Source organism: Nostoc sp. DedQUE09, from assembly GCF_034530915.1.
Lineage (GTDB): Bacteria > Cyanobacteriota > Cyanobacteriia > Cyanobacteriales > Nostocaceae > Nostoc.
Genome location: NZ_JAVRCE010000028.1, coordinates 41111 through 60859, shown reverse-complemented (window position 1 = coordinate 60859; position 19749 = coordinate 41111). Strand labels below are relative to the sequence as shown.

The window sequence follows — 19749 nt, the reverse complement described above, 5'->3', positions numbered from 1 at the left end:
TGGTTCTGCAATAACTGCTTTTAAGTATATTTGAGTTCATCAAGAGTAGTTTCTAGCTGCTCTGATTTTTCCTTAATTTGGTCTTCAGTAGACTGGCGTTGAGCAATTTCGGTTTGGAGTTGTTCAAATAGTTGGTATTGTTGAGTAGCGTAAGCGCAGCCCGCACTTCGGCTGCGCTCAGTGACCTTCGTAGACATCGCCTTATCCTGATTAATATCCTTGTGCGTTCCCACCATCCGCACTGGTTTACCGAATTTATCCCACTGAAATACTTTGCCACAAGTCAAAATCCACTTCCACTCCCCGGATTTAGTCAACATTCGCAATTCGACTTCAAACACAGGTATGCATTCTTGAAGATAATCGTGCAATACCTGGCGAATTTTTGGTAAATCCTGTGGATGTACAAGTTGTTCAAAGGATTTATAATCGTTGTCGATTTCGTCTACTTTATATCCCAGGATACTTTTCCACTGGGGATCGTAATAGGTTTTGTCAGTTACGAGATTCCAATCCCACAACCCCAAACCACTAGCGATTAATGCCATTTGTAAGGCGGCTTGTGAGCATTGGCAAGGATCTAAATTTTCTTGAGATAAGTCTTTTGGTTCTGGGAAATTCTGAGAATCTTGTACTGAAAGTGAAGCTTCCGATTCATGGGTAGCGGGTTCTTGGATATGCATAGCTGCTGGTACGATGAGGAAGATATTCTGTAGCTCTCTCTCTACGCTGTTTTAGCACCCTGACGATTCAGTTATGGACAAATCGCCTAGTTGGTTTATTAGGCTGTAACTTAAGTTAGGGATATATCAGCCTATATCATAAATTGGGATGGAATTTAGAAGAATGTAACCTCTGTTGCGATCGCAATAGCAATCTTTTAGAAAAAATCGCTACATTGTTGTGCATCTACATTCTAAGATATGTCTAAAAAAAGTAGTTCAAGTCACATACAATTACCTAAAAAACCCGAACAATTTGTAAAAAAAATTCTATGTACGTGCAGAAGCTAATCCAGCTTCATAGAGTCTTGGACATTCTGAAACAATTTTATCCCAAGAGTGCATTTATCGTTGATAGTTTAATTAAAATTGCACTGAAACTAGTTGAGCCAAAGCATCTAAAAAATTGGTTTACTAATTGCTGTTACTGTACCTCATAAACCTCAAATATGCTGTAAATTACAAAGTATATGGCTAATTAATTTAGAAGGTGATCGCAGTACTCCTGCGTGTGAATTATATCGGTTATATTTCCAACAATATCTCAAAAAAAGTGAGCATTTCAATAATACTCATGTTGAACGCTTGAAACAAGAAAATCAACAGTTGTCCGTCCTCTCTAGTTTAGATGAACTAACTTAATTAGTTAATCACTGCTACTTTGAAAGCTACCTGCAAATTGAGTGGCAAAATTTTGCTCGTCAAAACACTCTAATATCACTGATTTTTTGCGATATGAAGAATAATTCAGCTATTCTGAATTCCGAAGTCAGAATGAATCAGTGGGGAATTCAGACCCGCCACTGTTTTGTTTACCACTAAATATGCAGATTGAGTAGAGGTATTAAACCCCTTAATTCATCCACAGTCGCACAAAATTTATGTCTGTTTTCTGACTTCTGACGCCTTTATTCTGTTTTGCTAAAAATAGCAAACGATAAGACTTTTTTTGTCGATGAAACTTCTATTACTAGCTTGGGAATAATAAATCATGCATGAGATAAACTTGCAATTAATCTCAGCATATTAAGTGTGTTTACTATCGACAAATAAAGGAACAATTTGTTAATGAAAGTGAGTTCATTAGGGATTAAGCTAGGTTTTGCAGCTGTTAGCAGCAGTTGTCTTGCGGCAGTAGCGATCGCGATGAGTGGAGCAAGTGCAATTGCTGCTCAATTCATCACAATTCAAAGCACTGGTACATTATCAGGAACCATCGAACTTCCCAGAAATAATCCCAATTTCAATAACAGTATTACTCGTATTGATACGGATGACACTGGAACTTATTACCGGAACTTAGGTACTAATAATAATCCCAATTATGTTCCTGTATACCATTCAGACTATTTAAAGGTAGAAACACGCTCGGATGGAAGTCTGCATTACTTTGTTGACTTTAAAGGTATTCCGATTGTCTCGTTTAATGGTGTTCTGACATCGCCGGTGCTTTCTGGTGGTCAGTTGACTGCCTTCCTCTACCAGGGACAATTGCCAGGAACCACATTTCAAGGAGTAGTTCAGGATGAATTTAATCTCACAAAAGCTTTCTACACTGGTACTGTCACCGACCCAGACACCGGAAAGAAGTACCAAGGTACTTTTGAAGTGAGTGGATATGGAGAGCGATATAGTAATCCCAATGGGGATTTAACTCCCACGGTCTTTGATTTCAAGTCTGATATCCCAGGTTTCCCAGGCGTAACATCCTTGACCATAACTAACGCTAGCTTGGCAAATTTAAGAATCATAGTACCTATAAATGAAACTTCTATTCCAGAACCTGCTAGCCTTCTCGGAACTCTGATGGTAGCTAGTTTTGGTATCGTTCTGAAAAGAAGAAAAGACAGCGGGCTTAGGAAGACGTTTTAAAACTGAAAGACTGTTGTAAGAAAACTCACAAGGCACTGAATTGTAAATATCAGTGCCTTGTGAGCAAATAATCTCAGACAATAAGGACTAAAGTCCTTACTACAAACTTATTTATCTATCAATTTAAAATAAGCCGGACTTTTGCAAATCCGGCTGAGTTTAATTAATCATCTATACGCAGTAGCTTGCGGTAAAACGGTTGTGAAAAATCGGTTACGCGATAACGTTTATAGTTGTCCATAAGTTCAATTAAAAAATTAATAAACTCGAAACTAGCCATCATCAGTTCATAACTCAGGTCAGCATTGCCATCAAACTGAATTCGGCAACGGGTTAAGTCTGAGGGTAAAGTAGCAACATTCCAGGAGGCGACAAAAGGGACATGTTCGCTGGCTTCGATCTTGCGATGTCCCTCCAAGACCCCTTTTTGATAAAGACTGATGGCATAGGGTAAGAAATTACGCCTAGCACCCTGAACATAAGGTAAGTAAACACTGGCTTGTTGTTGAGTTGCAGGCTGGAGTTGCTCAATAGACATAGTTAAATATTCCTCAAGTTAGTTAGCAACTGGGGATATTAGTGGATGTTAGTAGTATTCCCCAAAGATGTGTCTAAAGCACATAGTAGAAATGGGGAATAGGGAATGGGACAAAGGAGAAATAAGCAATGCCCAATGCAATACTTCTCGGTTTTTGCACTTTTAACTCGGAATCTGGTTTGGGGAAAAGGTTACTGGGTTTGGGTTAAAGGTTTTTTCTTTTCCCTTTTCCCCAAAACCCGAGAAGTATTGATGCCCAATGCCCCATGCCCCATGCCCAATAAATGAAGTTACTACTAAGAAATATTAAAATTTCGGTTACAATGATGCTGCATTAACTGTTATCGAATCTGGGAACGACAACACTAAAAATGCCTACTGTAAAGTGGTGGATGCCGTTATAGCAGTTTTTCCCAACAAAAAGCTGCTGCTACCTTGCTATTACTTTACCCAAAGCGGAGTTCTCATTGGAGAAAGTCCGACTCTACAAGCTTCCTGCCCAAGTGGTTATCAAAGGAATCAAGCCTCTGTCTAAGAGTAGCAAACGTGGTTAATGCGAGGTAATTACGCACAGTGACGGTGACAACAAAGGTAGTCCCAGCGGCTTTTGGCTTAGGGATAGCGGGTATTGCAGTTTGCCCATTCCGATTAATATCGGGAAAAGTAGCTTAGGGATATTTGTCCGTAAAATTACTAACTGTAGACAAATAGTGGTTTTTGAATCAAGCAACCTAACCTATGCCAGCGAATTCCTGGCCCGAAGAAGATTCTTATCAAGAGCTTGATCCGCTCAACTCCTTGTTGTCTGACCTATCAGTAGATGAGGAGTCAGTGTTAGAGACAGATTCTATGTCTCTACCATCCCGGTTTCAAGGTCGTAGAGGCAAAGCAGCTCTAGTCTTGACTATCGTCTGGAGTGGCACGATCGCTCTACATTTAGTTTCTTGGGCTTCAATTTTTATTCTAGGACTAACCACCATTCTAGGATTTCATGCTTTGGTGGTGGTGTTTACTAAATCACGTCGCTATCCAAAAGAAATACAGGGAGATTTACCTTCTGTTTCTGTGTTAGTGGCTGCGAAAAATGAGGAAGCGGTAATTGCTAAATTAGTCAAAAATCTTTGTAATCTGGAATATCCAGGTGGGCAGTACGAAATTTGGATAATTGACGATCACAGCAGTGATAGCACGCCACGTTTATTAGCAGAACTCGAACAGAAACACGACCAGCTGAAAGTACTAAGGCGTTCAGCAGAAGCTACTGGTGGCAAATCGGGGGCGTTGAATCAGGTATTGCCGCTGACAAAGGGCGAAATTATAGCAGTATTTGACGCTGATGCCCAAGTAACACCAGACTTGCTGCAACAGGTAATACCTTTATTTCAAAGAGAAAACGTGGGGGCGGTGCAGGTGCGAAAAGCGATCGCCAACGCTAAAGCAAACTTTTGGACTAAGGGTCAAATGGCTGAAATGGCGCTTGATACCTGGTTTCAGCAACAACGGACTGCCCTTGGTGGCATTGGCGAACTGCGGGGCAATGGTCAATTTGTCCGGCGTTCAGCCTTGGAAAGCTGCGGTGGCTGGAATGAAGAAACCATTACCGATGATTTGGATTTGACAATCCGTTTACATTTGGATAAATGGGATATTGAGTGTGTTTTCCATCCGGCGGTGCAAGAAGAAGGAGTGACAAATGCAGTTTCACTCTGGCATCAGCGCAACCGTTGGGCAGAAGGCGGTTATCAGCGCTATTTAGATTATTGGGATTTAATTCTCAAAAACCGGATGGGAACGCGTAAAAGCTGGGATTTGCTGATTTTTATGCTGATTATGTATATCTTACCGACAGCAGCAGTCCCAGATTTATTAATGGCGATCGCTCGTCATCGTCCACCAATGTTAAGTCCGATCACAGGCTTATCCATTTCTATGTCAATGGTAGGGATGTTTACAGGTCTGAAGCGGGTACGTCAAGATCAAAAGTTCCCACTTTCTACATATCTTACGATGCTGGTGCAAACCCTGCGTGGCAGTTTATATATGTTGCACTGGTTAGTCGTCATGAGCAGTACTACTGCCCGGATGTCGGTAAGACCAAAGCGCCTGAAATGGGTGAAAACCTTGCATACAGGGAATGGGGAATAGCCCCTTTAGGGAATTAAAAATTTAAAATTCAAAATGCAAAATGCAAAATTACCAAAAATAATTTTGCATTTTTTATTCATCATCAACTTCTGCTTCTTCTACCCATTCTGGTGTAGTTATGGAATCAGAGAATTCTGGAAAATCATCTGCAAAACGGATAATTTGTCCATTGAAAAATTCTGCTACACGTTGAGCTGCGATCGCTACTTCGTCAGGTTCCCAATCAGGTGCGGGTGTTTGTTTTGGGGGTGGAGGCAAAGTTTGCATCCCGTTTCCATTTACCCCGTTTCTATTTGCCCCATTTCCATTTACGCCATTTCCATTTACACCATTGCCATTTCTTGCTGCCAACTCGCTTTTTTGTGGTGCTGGTGATGGATTAGTTGGCTGTGGTACTGGCGCTGGAGGCGAAATTTGCTGGTTGTAACTGGGAGTTGGTGGTTGCTGAACGCGAGTAGAATCTTTTGGCGGAGGATTTTTTTTAGCTGAGGTAGGAGTTGCAGAACTGACTTGTTCCAGATTTACCTGAACTTCACGTTGAAAAGTCTGCTGGAAAGCTGCTTTCATCATCGGGAGATCAGATTTAAGTGTTTCATACCATTTAGCCCCTTTAACAGCAATACGCGCTACAGTACCGTTAAACTCTATTAGCTGGCACATTTGTCCAAGTAAAGCTTGCCTGGAAGGCATCGGAAAATTAGCACGCACCTGTTGCCAAACCTGAGTTAAGTCATATTGTGCTTCCCCAACAACTTCTTCTCCAACAACTTCTGAAGTTTCTGGTTCAATGTTTGCAGGTGGCACAGGAACAGCAACAGGTTCTGGGGTTGGTGGTGAAACTGATTTAGCAGCAGAATTGTGATTTGTTTGCTGTTCAACAGGGGGAGATGAAGTGACGGGCTGATTTTGAGCAGCTGCTTGATGATTGGGAGATGCAGAATTATGATTTGTTTGCGGTTCAGCTAAAGGTACAGAAGAGACTGCGTGATTTTGGGCAACTACTGGAGGATAGCTTGGAGATACAGCAGGTGTATTAACTCGCGGCGCGACACTTGGGGCTTGTAGCTGAATATTCGTCGTCGCACTAGGCAACAATCCTAGTAATGTTACTTCCAACCACAAACGTGGCTGGGTGGTATTTTTAATTTGTACTTCAGCTTCTCGTAAGTGTTTCTGTCCCGCCAAAATCACGCTGATATCGAAGTATTGAGCAAACTCAATCAGCGCTGTCCAGGTTTGCTGAGTGCAAGCAACCAAATCGTGGCGGTTGGGTGCTGTTTTGGCAATCAGTAAATCGCGGTAAAAAGCAGCGAGATTTTGCAGAATAGTTAGGGGTTCTCGACCACGATCTAGGATGTAGTGAGTACAGTCTAGAACTGCTTCGGGTTTATCTTGAGCGATCGCATTTAAAAGCGCTAACAAGTCCTGTTCGCTTACCGTACCCACCAAATCCCAAACTCGCTCTGGTGTGACTTCACCCGCTAATAAACCCAATTGGTCGAGTAGACTTTCGGCATCCCGTAACCCTCCCTGAGAAAGTTGGGCTACTAGGGTGACAGCATCATCTGAAATATGAATGTTTTCTTTAAAGGCGATCGCACTTAAATGCTTCACCATCGCCTCTAACTGAATGCGTCTAAAATCAAACCTTTGACAGCGCGAAATAATCGTTGGTAACACCCTTTGCGGGTCTGTTGTCGCCAATACAAAAACTACGTGTCTAGGTGGTTCCTCTAATGTCTTTAGTAGCGCGTTGAATGCCTGGGTACTGAGCATGTGGCATTCGTCAATTACATAAACCTTGTAGCGACACTGCACAGGAGCAAACTGGGCTTTTTCAATCAACTCGCGGATATTATCGACACCAGTGTTACTGGCAGCATCGATTTCAATTACATCTAGGGCGTAGCCCTTAGCGATCCCCTGACAAACCTCACACACGCCGCAGGGTTCAGCCGTGGGCTTGTCACTTTTAAGGCAATTAAGGGATTTAGCCAAAATCCGGGCACTAGAAGTTTTCCCCGTACCTCTTGGCCCGGTGAATAAGTAGGCAGGGGCGATTTTAGATGTGCCGATCGCGTTCGTGAGGGTGGTAGCGATCGCCTCTTGGCCCACCAGTTCAGCAAAACTCTTGGGGCGATATTTGTGGTGCAGGGGTTCGTAAGACATGGAAAAATAGACTTCAATGCCTTTCAACGTGAATTAGTAGCACCGAGTCGAGTTTAGGATTCAATAATTTTAAACTCTCGTACCTGGCTTTATTTATCGATGTTGCCATAGCCCTTGCACTCAACTAATGCCTTAAATTTTGGCATTCAGGAAAGCAAGCAACCAAAGCTTATCCTCTACTATGATTTCAACATCAATGTATCGGAATTATAGCATATCATTTAGTACATTTGTTCTATTTAAGAAGACTGGGAAGCAGAGAAGAATAACTCTTGACAAATGGCTAATGACTAATGACAAATGACTATACGTTTTATTTACTGAACTAACGCCATAGTCCAGTGCGATCGCTACAATTTTATAGATAAAGTAAAACTCGATGGTGCAGCAGATGCTCAAGCGGCTATTTCAATGGCTCAAAAAGCTTTTTCAGAGCTTGTTTGGAGGAAAACAGACTACCTCAAAATCTAGGGGAAATGTGGAAAAAGAACCAGCACCCCCCTTGAGCGATACGGATCTGGAATTTCTCTTCAACGAACTGTTGCAAGGAGTACATCAAGCACGAGGGGAAGCATGGGCACAAAAGTGGCTGCATAATATCGAACATCGCATCACAACTCAAGAGTGGGTTGAGTGGTTAGGGCGCTTTGGCGACAGATTGCTAGCATCTCCGACACCGAATAATGAAATGGCCGCGCGGTTAGTGCAATTGGGTGAGTTAAAAGTCGGAGAAATTGGAGATGTTGCCTATAATATCGGGATGCAGTTGTTGACACGCAATGAAGGCGAACCAGTTTGGGAATATGAAGGGCCAGATGCTTTTAGCACTTCTTTGTCCTCTGAGGTAGCTGTCCCAGTATCGGAGTCAGCAGATGCGCCAGAGAACTTCCCAGAGGGAGAATACCAAACTGTCACCCTAGAACAGTTGTTTGTAATGTTACAGGAGGATGAAAATTTACGTCAGCAAATTGCTCAACAGCTTGCCGTTGAAACAGACGATCCACAAGTGCTTGTCCAGGCATTAATTAGTCAGTTATATCCTGACGGTCAATCGACTACAGAGCAAACTGAAAATTAACTGCTTGCCAGAGTCAAATTCAAGAGTTAAACCTGAGAATTGTAACGTTGTAATGCTATGCTCTTGAAGATTTGTATATTTTTTGCTAACCTGCTACGGAAGCGCTGTCCGAATCTAATGGATTTTTACGTAATTGATGATTTTTTTAACACAACGATGGCTACAATCTAGAAAAACAAAATCCAAGAGTGTGGCAGATGCTCAGGCGGATATCGCAGTCGCTTAAAAGGTTTATAAAGCGCCTCATTGCAAGTAAACAGAATAGTTCTCTCAAGGGTACGAGAGGACGCAATCTGGTGGGGGTACTACCAGAACTAACCAATGCGGATCTGGAACAATTGTTCATCCAATTGTTAGAAGGCGTGCATCAAGCACGAGGACGACAGTGGGCATTGAGGTATCTGCAACGGATCGAAAATCGCGTTCCGGCTGAACGTTGGATAGACTGGTTGGTGATGTTTGGTGAAAGCTTGCTAGCTTCACCTACACCAAATCCTCTTTTAGCAACACAGATGGTGCAATTGGGGGAACTTGGTGTTGGCAGAATTGGAGAAGTTGCTTATGACATTGGCATTCGGCTAATGCAAAACTTACCTACAGAAATAGAAGATTACCCTGACAATCAGGCACAAGATGATCTAGAAATCACTCCTGGGCAAGAACTGATCCGCGATTTGGGCGAACAGTTATGGGAGCATGATGAGCCAAATGTAATCGAAACTACTCCTGGGCAAGAACTAATCCGCGATTTGGGCGAGCAGTTATGGGAGTATGATGAGCCAGATGTAATAGAAACTACAACCGATGAAGAAATTATCCCAACTTCTCCTGGACAAGAGCTAATCCTTAGCTTTGGCGAACAATTATGGGAATATGATGAGCCAGATGTTGAACCAATAACGTCAACACCTCAAAATGCCTCTTTTGAAGAGAGATCGTCCGGAAACTTCGAGGAACTGGTATCGGAATATGAAAGGGAAGACGCCCAAACTACAATACCAGAAAATATCCCCCTGCCGGCAGCAGGAGATACAATCAGCTTGTTGACCCAACTTCGGTTCGACGAAGAAATTGTTCAAATTACTACACCAGCAAATCTTCTTTCCACGAGACAAAAGACTGAATTAGCAACGTCTCCCTCGGTGGAAACCTGGGATAACACTTTGACGAATTTAGAGCCAAATGTGGCTAATACTTTAGATGAGTTGTGGGTGAAGTTGGATCAAAGTACCAATTTAGTCCAGCAACTTGCTTCAGATTTAGCAGTTCAAAGCAGTAATTCTCCTGGTATTATTGAGCGGCATAACGATAATCCGATTACCCACGCTCAAGGGTGGTTTTACCAAGGTCTAAGCCAAGCGAAAACAGGCGATTTGCTAGGCGCGATCGCATCTTATGACCAAGCCATTGAAATGCAACCCGAATTTTCCGAATATTGGTTTAATCGAGGCTTAACGCTGTTCCATTTAGAACGTTTTGATGAAGCGATCGCATCTTATGAAACAGCCATACAACTGAAGCCAGACTTTTACAAAGCTTGGTACAACCGGGGTGGAACTCTCGGAGAATTAGGATACTTTGAAGAAGCGATCGCTTCTTTTGACAAAGCTATAGAAATCAAGCCAGACTATCAAGAAGCGTGGTCTAGCAAGGGTTTGGCACTGCTGAAATTAGGTTGGCTACCAGAAGCTATTGCTAGTTATGACCAAGCGCTACAACTCGAACCTGAAGACCAGGAAAACTGGTATCACCGAGGTATAGCCCTAGCTGTGAGCGAACAATTTGCCGAGGCGATTTTATCTTATGACAGAGCTATAGAAATTAACCCAGAATACCACGAAGTTTGGATAGACCGGGGTGTAGTGCTGTTTAATTTAGGCAGGTGGTCAGAAGCGATCGCCTCTTGGGACAAAGCACTTTCAGTTCAAGCCGACTTCTACTTAGCTTGGTACAACCGAGGTATAGCATTAGACAACTTAGGACGGAGACAAGAAGCGATCGCCTCCTATCGGCAAGCGATCGCCATTAAACCCGACTTCCACTTAGCTTGGTATAATCAGGCAATAGCACTGTTTCATTTAGAACAATTTGCCGAAGCGATCGTTTGTTATGACAACGCTTTGCAAATCAAACAAGATTATTGGGAAGCTTGGATTGGTCGGGGAACTGCGATCGGTCATTTAGTGAATTATGACGAATTACTGAATTTGTCGAGTAGTATCATCGCGGCAAATCCTGCCTTACAACAGGGCGGCTACGAAGGAAAATTAGCCAGTTATGAGGAAGGGTTAAAGCATCTGCGGACAGATACCCATCCAGAAGGTTGGGGTAGATTGCACTTTGCGATCGCTAATACTTACTATGAAGAAGGTAAAAAACATACTAATACGCGCGATTATTGGCGCAAAGCTGCATCTGAGTACCATCAGGCGCTGTTGACCCTGACATTAGAGTATTTTCCCCAGTTGCATTTAGAGGTTTTACAATCTCTAAGCAAAGTGTTGATGGGTTTGGGACAAACCACACAAGTTCAAGAATTGCTGCAACGTGGGACAGATTTATTGCGACAAGTACTAAGTGAAGAAACTCGCTCAGATGAAAGTAAAAAACAGCTAGCTTTAAAATTTGCCGGCTTCGATCAATTGGCAGTTGATTTAGCTGTAGAGTCGGGTGATTTAGTAGAAGCTTGGGAAATTGCCGAACAAGGCAAAAATGCTTGTTTAAACTGGCTGCTTTCTGGCTGGAATCATAATATTTACTCGCCTTATTATGGCGCAATTCAACAACTATTCAATCCCACAACAGCAATTATTTACTGGCATATTAGTCCAGTTGCCCTACATACTTTCATTCTCAAAGACCAAGCGCCATCACCGATTCTCCTGTTTACACCCATGCAAGATACTGGGGTAATACCTTTAGGAGAAGACGCTATCCGCCTCAATGAATTGCCTCTACCCGAAGCAGTACAACGCCTAATTGAATTTGAAACTTGGCTAGAAGATTGGCATCAACAATACCAAGAATATCGCAGCACAGCCCATGACAAAGAAAGTAAAAGCCAGCATTCTTGGCGAGTTGAGATGGAAGAGAAACTGTTGCAACTGTATGAAATCCTGAATATTTCCACAATTGCACAGGAACTCGAAGGCATCACCCAACTGGTCTTAATTCCTCACCGTGACTTGTACCGATTGCCCATTCATACACTTTTTCATCTTTCTTCGCCATCACCAGAAGAGTTACCCAATGTGGAATCAAATTTCAGCGTCACCTATCTACCTAGTGCCCAAATAGGTTTATCAATCAGAACTGAGGATATTTGGCAGTGGCAAAATAAGTTCTTGCTTAGTGTTGAACATCCTGAAAGTACAGGTTATCCCACACTTAAATTTGCCAAACTGGAATCTGAAATTGTTAGTCAGATGTTCAATAACATCCAACGAATTCCGGGAGCAGAAGCGACAAAAAATATTGTTGAAAATGCCTTATCTGATAATTATAACATCTTACATTTTACGGGTTATGCCACTAATAATTTGGTTGAACCCAAAAAGTCAGAATTAGCATTAGCAGGTGAAGATAGACTTACTCTAGATGAAATCTGCCAACAAAATCTTGCAAGTTACAACCTTATTACCCTCTCTGCTTGTGAAAATTTAAGTACTAGCAACCACACTATCACGAGTGAATATGTGAGTTTAGTCAGTGGTTTTGTGAGTCAGGGCGTACCTCATGTAGTGAGTACTCTCTGGAGTGTGGAATCTTCGGCTAGTGCTTTGGTAATGATCGAGTTTTACCGACGATTACAGCCTAATAAATCAGCAGTTATTGCTTTAGCGGAAGCCACACGATGGCTGAAAGAACTAACTGCCGGAGAACTGACAAAATGGTATGAAGATATTTTGAATAATCTGCATCCAGAGGAAGTAAGAATTCAAACTTATTTAGCGACGCAGCTATATAGAAATAGCAAAATGGCATCAGATAAAAATCTTTATAATCATCCTTATTACTGGGCAGCATTCACAATTACGGGTAAGCCGAATTAATATTTTCAAACTTAGTCAAATATAACAATCCTATTTAATTTCTCAACTTATTTGCGTAGGAGGCAATAGGCAATAGGCAAGAAGCCTTTTTGAGTTGTACTGAATCTTTTCAGAAATCAAATATGAGTCAAATAATTTTGGGTTTTATATTTGCGATATGGGGGGTTTATTATGCCAGATGTTCGGTTTGATAAATACTATCGTTATGAAGACTTAACGCGCATTCTGCAAAGTTATGCGAAGGAATTCCCCCAACTAGTACGCATAGAAAGCATTGGCAAAAGTTACGAAGGACGTGACATCTGGCTATTGACAGTTACCAACTTTGCCAGTGGCGCACATCAAGAAAAACCTGCCCTTTGGGTTGATGGGAACATCCACGCCACTGAACTAGCACCGTCAAGTGTTTGCCTATACCTCTTGCAAACATTAGTTACAGCTTACGGCACTCACCCAGAGTTTACCCGTTGTTTAGATACCCGCACCTTCTACATTTGCCCCCGTGTTAACCCTGATGGCGCGGAGTTGGCATTGGCTGACAAACCGAAATTTATTCGCTCCGGTACTCGTCCCTATCCCCATGATGAGGAAGGGAACGACGGGTTAGTGATGGAAGATATCGATGGCGATGGTCGGATTTTACTGATGCGAATCCCCGATGCTAATGGGGCTTGGAAAGTCTGTCCAACTGAACCACGGCTGCTGGTGCGACGCGAACCAACAGAAACAGGTGGTCAGTATTATCGCGTACTACCAGAAGGAAATATAGAAAATTATGACGGAGTTCAGATTCAGATTCAGCGTTCTAAGCAAGGACTAGATTTAAACCGGAATTTTCCGTTTTTGTGGCGGCAAGAATCTGAGCAATCGGGGTCTGGTTCTTATCCTACATCTGAAACAGAAGTGCGATCACTTGTTCAGTTTATCAGTACACATCCTAATATTACAGGAGCGATCGCTTTTCATACCTTTAGCGGTGTTCTCATCCGTCCCTACACCCACCTCAGCGATGATGAATTCCCCGTCAATGACCTCCGCACTTATCAACGCATTGGCGCTAAAGGTGCTGAACTTACTCAATACCCAGCTATCTCCGCCTTTCATGATTTCCGCTATGACCCCAAAGACGTAATTACAGGTACATTCGACGACTGGGCTTATGAATATCAAGGTTTATTTGCCTGGACAGTAGAAGTCTGGAGTCCGCAGCGTCAAGCTGGAATTAATGATTATAAATACATCGATTGGCAGCAAGAACACCCTGTAGAAGATGATCTAAAGTTGCTGCGTTGGAACGATGAAAAACTTGCAGGCAAAGGCTACGTAGATTGGTATCCCTTCCAGCATCCCCAACTCGGTCAGATTGAACTAGGCGGCTGGGATACCATGTACGCTTGGACAAATCCACCGCCTGAATTTTTAGAGAAAGAAATAGCCCTCTTCCCAGAATGGCTGGTTTGGCATCTGTTAATATCTCCGCGTTTAGAGATTTACGAAGCCAGTGTCCACAACTTGGGTGATGATACTTATCGGGTGCAATTGGTTGTGCATAACACAGGCTGGTTGCCCACTAATGTCACCCAAAAAGCCTTAGAAAAAAAGCTGGTGCGGGGCTGTATCTGTGAAATTGAACTGCCTTCTGGGGGAACTTTGGTAACGGGTAAGTCCCGTGAAGAGTTAGGTCAATTAGAAGGACGAACCTATAAACCTTCAACTCCCATTAGACGGCACAGCGATCCTACCAAGGATCGGGCAAAAGTTGAATGGGTGGTGCGTGCGCCTCAAGGTAGTACAGTTAAACTGCTAGCCCGCCATGAACGCGCTGGAGTTGCTCGCACTGAATTGACATTCCCATAATTTTGACATTTGAAATTGTCAAAAATTCCCTTAAAACGAAACTATGTGAACAGAGGTAAACTAGACCAAAACTTTCTTTCCTCCTGCCTCCTGCCTGGTTGTTGAGTTTCGACTACGCTCAACTGCCGCGTAATCGAAACACTACCTCCTGCCTTATCGCAACGATAAATTTTTACGCCGATTTACAGCTTTGTCTAAACCGATAATTACCGTTCGCCTAATTACACGCGACGAACTTCCGCAACTTTTGGCTTTATATAAGCATCTAAATCCTGTCGATGCACCTCTACCGACTGATGATGTTTTACAATCTATCTGGGATGGAATTTTACATGATCCCCGTTTGTATTACGTTGTAGCTGATGTTGATAACCAGCTAGTAGCAACATGTAATTTAACTATTGTTCCCAACTTGACGCGTGGCGCACGTCCATACGGCATTATTGAAAATGTTGTTACCCATCTCGATTATCGACAACAAGGATTTGGTACACAAGTGCTGCATTATGCCTTAGCTTTAGCATGGCAGCAACAGTGCTATAAAGTGATGCTTCTAAGTGGTTCAAAACACGAAGAGACGTTGCACTTCTATGAAAAAGCAGGATTCAAGCGTGGACTAAAAACAGGATTTGTTGCCCTACCTCCAGAGGAGTTGTGAGCAAAATTTATTATACAGATTAGCCAGCTTCCAAAAATTCTAGTTTATCTTTGGGTTCGCTTTTATAAAATAGTCTTTTGGAAAAAAATAATTCTTAGCCAAAAATCTTGGGGCAATCAGGCTCGAAAATTTTGATTGCGATCGCTAATTTTCAGTCTAGTATTTGAAAATTTACCATTCAGGACAACTATCTAAAGAGTGAAAGTTTTTTCTCAAAATCCAGCCCTGAGTTAGTTGTATAATTTCGATTAAAGAATAATACTACATCATATCGCCAAGAGACATTTTATTTATTAAATCTTGCTAAAGATCATGATACATTTAGTTTGACGGCATGAACCCTCCTCGGCAATTATAAAGAGATGGCTATTAAAAGCCAATTATTTTACTGCTTGACTGGAATTTTAAAACTGATAAAATCGCCTACCTGCATTAATTATCTTTATTGTTGCAACAGAAGAGATTACCACAGTATGCCTGCTTCTCTTTAGTGCGATCTGTGGTTCTTTAAAAAACAAACAAATAGGAATCCGATACTACATAATGTGGTAAACATTTGGATAAATGTTATGAGATATCAGAGCAGCTACTCATAATGTCCCACATTTGAACTTTCCAGAGTTAACGGGTTTCATTTTGGTTTCCATATCAAGGCGAACCAAATAATCATCTGGATATTTGTATTTACTTAACCTTGCATCCAGTATTTCCCAATAGTCAACCCAAGAAATTGAAAAGAGGATATTTCCATGTCTAGTTTGTCTCGTTGGTCATCAACAAAGGTTGCTTTGCTAGTTCTGGGAATGACAGCTGCTACAATAACTCCCATCGTAATTTCTGCCCCAGCTTCATCTCAAACTCCTGTTCCATCTGCGACACCATCACCAGCGACACCATCACCTACTTCAACAGTTAACTTGTCTGATGTTTCCTCAGATTATTGGGCGCGTCCCTTCATTCAAGCCCTAGCTGAGAATAACGTGATTAGTGGCTTTCCTGATGGTACTTATAGACCAAATCAGCCTGTGACTCGTGCTGAATTTGCTGCCTTGATTCAAAAAGCTTTCAGTAACCAAAACCGAGTTCGGCAATTAAGTGCGGGTGGATTTAGTGATGTTCCTGCTAACTACTGGGCAGCTGCTGCAATTCAAAACGCCTACGAGACTGGATTTTTGGCAGGCTATCCTGGGAACGTGTTTAGACCAAATCAAGAAATTCCTAGAGTGCAGGGGATCGTTGCTTTAAGTAGTGGCTTAGGTTTAACTGGTGGCGATACAAGTACTCTCACTAATTACTACAACGATGCCTCAGCTATCCCTGAGTATGCTGTTGGCAGTGTGGCAGCAGCGACAGTAGGTAATCTTGTTGTCAACTACCCGGATGTAAAACAACTCAATCCCCAACAGTCTTTGACTCGTGCTGAAGCAGCAGCACTTTTATATCAAGCTTTAGTTAGACAAGGACGGGTGCAACCCATTGCTAGCAATCTTCCAGCTAGTCAGTACATTGTAGCTGGAACTCCTACAAGTACCGATATTGTTTCTCTGGCAGCATCTAGTAGTTCTTTTACAACTCTAACTTCTTTATTAAAGACAGCCGGTCTATCAGATATTCTTCAACAGCCAGGCCCTTATACGGTCTTCGCTCCCACCAATGATGCATTTGCTGCTTTACCTGCTGCTACCTTAGAACAGTTACAGCAACCAGAGAACAGAGAAGCGTTAGTTAAGATTTTGAGATATCATGTGGTTCCCGGTGCGGTAACTTCTAGTCAACTCTCAGCAGGGGAATTGACAACAGATGAAGGAAGACCTGTAAATATTCAAATCGATTCCGCTAACAGTCAAGTTTCGGTGAATAATGCCAGAGTTCTCCAGGCGGACGTGAAAGCTAGCAATGGTGTTATCCATGCAATTAACCAAGTCCTAATTCCGCCTGATGTTAACATCAGTCAGTTAAATCAACCACCAACAGGAAACACAGATGGTACAACGCCTCCGGTTAGACCAGGTAGAACTACTCTTGGTGGGCCTAGCTACATCGGGGGTGGTGGTAACATTGGTTTGAGCGGTGGCGATACAGCTTTGGGCGACACCAACTTTTCAGCGTTCAGCAAAATTGGTCTGACACGCAATATCTCAGTCCGACCAGCAGTAATCTTTGGGGATGATACATTGTTTTTGGTTCCCTTGACTCTGGATTTTACTCCTCGTGCAACTGCTGAAGTGGGTCAACGAACCTTTGCTATAGCTCCTTATGTGGGTGCTGGCGTAGCCATAGAAGCTAATCTCGATACTGATTTTGGATTACTGCTAACTGGTGGTGTAGACATTCCTCTCGGTACTCGATTTACGTTAAATGGCGCTGTAAATGCTGCTTTTATGGATGAAACTGATGTAGGGCTACAATTAGGACTTGGCTACAACTTCTAAGTAAATAGAAGCAGAACACGCAATAAGGGCGCACAGTTAGTTGTGCGCTCTTGCCGTATTAAGCTCGCTTGATTGCTAAAGTAAGTCCATCGGCAATGGGGACAAGGGAGAGGGTGATGCGTTTGTCATGATGTAACTTCTCGTTCAGCGCGCGGATTGCTTGAGTGCTTTCATCTTGATTTTGCTCATCAGCTACTTGTCCAGACCATAAAACATTATCGATCGCAATCAATCCACCTGGACGCACTAATTGCAGCGATCGCTCATAATATCCATCATAATTTTCTTTATCAGCATCAATAAAGGCAAAATCAAAAGTTTCGGCTTGCCCAGTTGCCAATAGCCAATCTAAAGTTTCCAAAGCTGGTGCCAATCGTAGATCGATTTTATCGGCAACCCCAGCTTCTTGCCAATATCGTCGGGCGATCGCAGTAAATTCTTCACTCACATCACAAGCAATAATCTTCCCATCAGGCGGTAGTGCCAAAGCTACAGAAAGTGAGCTATAACCCGTAAATACTCCAACTTCTAGGGTTTTCTTCGCTCCAATTAACTGCACCAGAAGGCTCATAAATTGCCCTTGTTCTGGTGAAATCTGCATTCCACTCCGGGGATGATTGGCAGTTTCTTGGCGCAACTTTTCAAGAATTTCTGGTTCTCGCAGCGAAACGGATAAAAGATAATTGTAGAGTTGTTTATCAAGACCTATAGACTGTTTTGGCATGGTAGATGAGAGAATTGAGAGAATCTACAGTTATACTATCGCTGATAAGTGGAATCTCAGGAATAACATGGTGCGGTTAGTTTTGACAGCAATATTGTTGGTGTTAATAACAGCTTGTGGCAGTATTGGACTGTTACCAACTAGCGATTTAGTGCAAAAAGCGATCGCACTTGGGCTAGAACAGACTCAACAAAAACTTAGCCAACAGTTGGATCTAGATTTTCAAGGATTTGAAATCAAACGGCTATCAATTACCCAGGAACAACCACTGACGATTGAAAATTTACCAGCTTTTCACGTGCGGGGAACCTATGACTTGATTGTTAAGCTACCAAAACGGCGCTTGACGCAACCCAAAAAACCCTTTGATGTTTACCTGCAAATTCAGCAAGAAGGTAAAACTTGGCGATTGCTAATTCCAGAAAAAGGTAGTAAAAACACTCAATCAATTTGGCGCAGTTATCTCATCCAATAATGACGGGGAAACGTTATTACGCCAAGAATCGTTGTCTTTATCTTTTTTAATTTCGTTGAAAACTTCACAAAGAGCATTGAATCTTTTGCAATCATCTACTTGAAACTCTACAAAGCAGTATTCCATTCTTTCTCCCTTCTTTTATTATGTGCAACTAGAAAAACCATCACAAATATATTTGTATAATTTAAAACCACTAGCCATAATCGAGGTGATAGTTTCATTAAAGACAGGGTAAAATGTATATTAATTTTTTCATCAGTTCCATTATTGGAATTGTGGTTCCGGTGCTAGTGGCTTTTGGCTTACTGCAATGGTTGCACATACCTACAGGTAACTTTCTTGATTGGGTGATTGGTGGTGCTAGTTTTTGGTGGCTGTTGGTAATTGTTACCGTACCGTGGAATGTGCATTTTCAAGCCAAAGAAGTCTTAGCAGAAGCAGCACAATCAACTGAGAAAGGAATTCCAGTCGATGAGAAACAAGTGAAGTATGTCACAGTATTGGCAAAGCGATCGCTCTGGGTTGCTATTGCTTTACACTTATTCTCAGCTGTTGGTCTTTATACCCTTGCTGTCACTGGTATTAGTACAGTTGGATATATAAGTTCTGGGGCGGCTTTGTTATTAACAATTCTGCGTCCAGCAATTCGCGCTTATGAGTATTTATATGCGCGGTTAGCGATGATTCGCCAAGAATGGAAGTATCCGCGCGAAGATATTTTTGAACTGCGCGATCGCTTCTCTATATTGGAACAAAAAATCCAGTCATTGGAAGATCAACTCAATCCTGAACAACCCTATTCTTTATCTGCAACACAACAACGTTTTGCCGAAGAAACTCGCAGAGATTTAGCCCGAATTGCAGCTAATTTAGAAGAATTACGGGCGACAAATCAAACAGAACATGAGCGTTTGGGAAGAGAAGCCAGAAATGCGATCGCGCAACTTTCTACTGACGGGCAATTTCTGGATCATGTCCGCGAAATTATTCGATTTTTTAAGACAGCTTAATTATTGCTTTAATA

Annotated in this window: 13 protein-coding genes; 9 read left to right on the top strand and 4 right to left on the bottom strand. The window is 42.3% G+C overall.

All coding sequences use genetic code 11. The annotated features are described in order from the left end of the window. Nucleotides 1–20: 20 nt before the first annotated feature. On the bottom strand, nt 21–683 hold the full coding sequence (locus tag RMY27_RS18680; RefSeq protein WP_322665700.1) for a PAS domain-containing protein: 663 nt from the start codon (nt 681–683) through the stop codon (nt 21–23). Between the two features lie 1107 nt (nt 684–1790). Here RMY27_RS18680 and RMY27_RS18675 point away from each other — a divergent pair. Further along, nucleotides 1791–2594, top strand: a complete 804-nt coding sequence (locus tag RMY27_RS18675; protein WP_322665698.1) for a PEP-CTERM sorting domain-containing protein — start codon at nt 1791–1793, stop codon at nt 2592–2594. 163 nt (nt 2595–2757) lie between these two features. On the opposite strand, the gene ebsA is transcribed toward RMY27_RS18675, so the two are convergent. After that, a complete protein-coding gene (ebsA, locus tag RMY27_RS18670; RefSeq protein ID WP_104905290.1) occupies nt 2758–3132 on the bottom strand; it encodes a type IV pilus biogenesis protein EbsA in 375 nt (124 codons plus the stop codon). Between the two features lie 738 nt (nt 3133–3870). Here ebsA and RMY27_RS18665 point away from each other — a divergent pair. Beyond that, entirely contained in the window at nt 3871–5277 is a 1407-nt protein-coding gene (locus RMY27_RS18665; RefSeq protein WP_322665696.1) for a glycosyltransferase family 2 protein, read from the top strand. Nucleotides 5278–5349: 72 nt separating this feature from the next. Here the strand turns inward: RMY27_RS18665 and RMY27_RS18660 are convergent, their stop codons facing one another. Further along, nucleotides 5350–7446 (bottom strand): DNA polymerase III subunit gamma/tau, encoded by a 2097-nt coding sequence (locus tag RMY27_RS18660; protein ID WP_322665694.1) that lies wholly within the window; start codon nt 7444–7446, stop codon nt 5350–5352. Nucleotides 7447–7825: 379 nt separating this feature from the next. On the opposite strand from RMY27_RS18660, the gene RMY27_RS18655 reads away from it, so the two are divergent. The 5 genes from RMY27_RS18655 to RMY27_RS18635 all read left to right on the top strand — a co-directional run bounded on the left by RMY27_RS18655 (nt 7826) and on the right by RMY27_RS18635 (nt 17523). Then, on the top strand, nt 7826–8524 hold the full coding sequence (locus RMY27_RS18655) for a hypothetical protein (protein WP_322665692.1): 699 nt from the start codon (nt 7826–7828) through the stop codon (nt 8522–8524). Between the two features lie 197 nt (nt 8525–8721). Next, nucleotides 8722–12576 (top strand): CHAT domain-containing protein, encoded by a 3855-nt coding sequence (locus tag RMY27_RS18650; protein WP_322665690.1) that lies wholly within the window; start codon nt 8722–8724, stop codon nt 12574–12576. Nucleotides 12577–12747: 171 nt separating this feature from the next. Beyond that, nucleotides 12748–14433, top strand: a complete 1686-nt coding sequence (locus RMY27_RS18645) for a M14 family metallopeptidase (protein ID WP_322665688.1) — start codon at nt 12748–12750, stop codon at nt 14431–14433. 190 nt (nt 14434–14623) lie between these two features. Beyond that, on the top strand, nt 14624–15091 hold the full coding sequence (locus RMY27_RS18640) for a GNAT family N-acetyltransferase (protein ID WP_322665686.1): 468 nt from the start codon (nt 14624–14626) through the stop codon (nt 15089–15091). Between the two features lie 749 nt (nt 15092–15840). Beyond that, nucleotides 15841–17523, top strand: coding sequence for a fasciclin domain-containing protein (locus RMY27_RS18635; protein WP_322665684.1), 1683 nt, complete (start codon nt 15841–15843; stop codon nt 17521–17523). A gap of 58 nt (nt 17524–17581) precedes the next feature. Here RMY27_RS18635 and RMY27_RS18630 read toward each other — a convergent pair whose 3' ends face one another. After that, nucleotides 17582–18247: a class I SAM-dependent methyltransferase gene (locus RMY27_RS18630; protein ID WP_322665682.1), complete on the bottom strand. Its 666-nt coding sequence runs from the start codon at nt 18245–18247 to the stop codon at nt 17582–17584. A gap of 67 nt (nt 18248–18314) precedes the next feature. Between RMY27_RS18630 and RMY27_RS18625 the strand changes: the two genes are divergently transcribed. Both RMY27_RS18625 and RMY27_RS18620 read left to right on the top strand, forming a co-directional pair. Next, nucleotides 18315–18722, top strand: coding sequence for a hypothetical protein (locus tag RMY27_RS18625; RefSeq protein WP_322665764.1), 408 nt, complete (start codon nt 18315–18317; stop codon nt 18720–18722). Nucleotides 18723–18961: 239 nt separating this feature from the next. Then, nucleotides 18962–19735 carry a hypothetical protein gene (locus tag RMY27_RS18620; protein WP_322665680.1) on the top strand — a complete coding sequence of 258 codons (774 nt, stop codon included), beginning with the start codon at nt 18962–18964 and terminating at the stop codon, nt 19733–19735. Nucleotides 19736–19749: the final 14 nt, after the last annotated feature.

Excerpts from the sequence above, each read along its gene's own strand:
- RMY27_RS18620 (WP_322665680.1), top strand. The coding sequence starts at position 18,962 with ATGTATATTAATTTTTTCATCAGTTCCATTATTGGAATTGTGGTTCCG.
- RMY27_RS18645 (WP_322665688.1), top strand. The coding sequence starts at position 12,748 with ATGCCAGATGTTCGGTTTGATAAATACTATCGTTATGAAGACTTAACG.
- ebsA (WP_104905290.1), bottom strand. The coding sequence starts at position 3,132 with ATGTCTATTGAGCAACTCCAGCCTGCAACTCAACAACAAGCCAGTGTT.
- RMY27_RS18665 (WP_322665696.1), top strand. The coding sequence starts at position 3,871 with ATGCCAGCGAATTCCTGGCCCGAAGAAGATTCTTATCAAGAGCTTGAT.
- RMY27_RS18660 (WP_322665694.1), bottom strand. The coding sequence starts at position 7,446 with ATGTCTTACGAACCCCTGCACCACAAATATCGCCCCAAGAGTTTTGCT.
- RMY27_RS18655 (WP_322665692.1), top strand. The coding sequence starts at position 7,826 with ATGGTGCAGCAGATGCTCAAGCGGCTATTTCAATGGCTCAAAAAGCTT.
- RMY27_RS18650 (WP_322665690.1), top strand. The coding sequence starts at position 8,722 with ATGCTCAGGCGGATATCGCAGTCGCTTAAAAGGTTTATAAAGCGCCTC.
- RMY27_RS18625 (WP_322665764.1), top strand. The coding sequence starts at position 18,315 with ATGGTGCGGTTAGTTTTGACAGCAATATTGTTGGTGTTAATAACAGCT.
- RMY27_RS18635 (WP_322665684.1), top strand. The coding sequence starts at position 15,841 with ATGTCTAGTTTGTCTCGTTGGTCATCAACAAAGGTTGCTTTGCTAGTT.
- RMY27_RS18680 (WP_322665700.1), bottom strand. The coding sequence starts at position 683 with ATGCATATCCAAGAACCCGCTACCCATGAATCGGAAGCTTCACTTTCA.
- RMY27_RS18675 (WP_322665698.1), top strand. The coding sequence starts at position 1,791 with ATGAAAGTGAGTTCATTAGGGATTAAGCTAGGTTTTGCAGCTGTTAGC.
- RMY27_RS18630 (WP_322665682.1), bottom strand. The coding sequence starts at position 18,247 with ATGCCAAAACAGTCTATAGGTCTTGATAAACAACTCTACAATTATCTT.